The sequence below is a fragment of the Sphingomonas sp. CCH9-F2 genome (assembly GCF_001556735.1).
Classification (GTDB): Bacteria; Pseudomonadota; Alphaproteobacteria; order Sphingomonadales; family Sphingomonadaceae; genus Sphingomonas; species Sphingomonas ginsenosidimutans.
This window is the reverse complement of sequence record NZ_LSJO01000543.1, coordinates 1-970: the sequence shown is the minus strand read 5'-3', so window position 1 is coordinate 970 and position 970 is coordinate 1. Positions and strand designations below refer to the sequence as shown.

The window sequence follows — 970 nt, the reverse complement described above, 5'->3', positions numbered from 1 at the left end:
GAGATGTGTATAAGAGACAGGCGCGCACCACCGCCAAGTGCAAGTGAGATGATGCCGGTGCCGCCGCCCGACGCGGCGGTGGCGCGGTTCCGCGACGACGTCGCGCGGGTGGCGGCGGCGGCGTTCGATGGCGCGGCGCCCGCGGCCGATGCGCGGATCGCGCTGGCGGTATCGGGCGGGGCGGACAGCATGGCCATGCTGGCGCTGGCGGTTGCCGCCTTTCCGGGCCGCACCGTGGCGGCGACGTTCGACCATCGCCTGCGCGCCGCTTCGGCGGACGAGGCCGCGATGGTGGCGCGCGCCTGCGCCGCGCTGGAGGTGCCGCATCGGACATTGGCCCCGCCCGATGCGATCGCGGGAAGTAGTATCCAGATGCGCGCGCGGCGCGCGCGCTATGCCGCATTGTCGGCATGGGCTGACGCGGCGGGGGCGGCGATGCTGCTGACCGCGCACCATGCCGACGACCAGGCCGAGACGCTGCTGATGCGGCTGAACCGCGGCGCGGGGGTGGCGGGGCTGGCGGCGATCCGCCCGTGGCGGTTCGACGGCGACGTGGCGGTGCTGCGCCCGCTGCTGGGCTGGCGCCGGGCGGAATTGCGCTTGGTGGCGCAGGCGGCGGCCATGCCGTTCGTGGACGATCCGTCGAACGACGATCCGCGCCACGACCGGACGCGGATGCGCGCGCTGCTGGCCGCCACCCCGGCGTTGGACCCGGTGCGGCTTGCGGCGTCGGCGGCGTGGCTGGCGGAGGCGGAGGCGGTGCTGGCGCGGCTGGCCGGGCGGCTGTGGGAGGAACGCTGGCGCGGCCCCGACCGGCCCTTCGCGGTGGCGGAGGAGGAACGCGAGCTGCGCCGCCGGCTGGTGCGCCGCGCGATCATCGCGGTGCGCGAATCGGCGGCGATCACCCTGCCCGCGTTTGACGATTCGACCAATGTCGAACCGCTGCTGGACGCGCTGGAGGCGGGGCGGG

Annotated in this window: 1 protein-coding gene; it reads left to right on the top strand. The window is 75.5% G+C overall.

The genetic code is table 11. The annotated features are described in order from the left end of the window. Positions 1-57 precede the first annotated feature (57 nt). The coding region (gene tilS / locus AX685_RS15305; RefSeq protein WP_197418644.1) for a tRNA lysidine(34) synthetase TilS at positions 58-970 on the top strand (913 nt) is incomplete at its 3' end.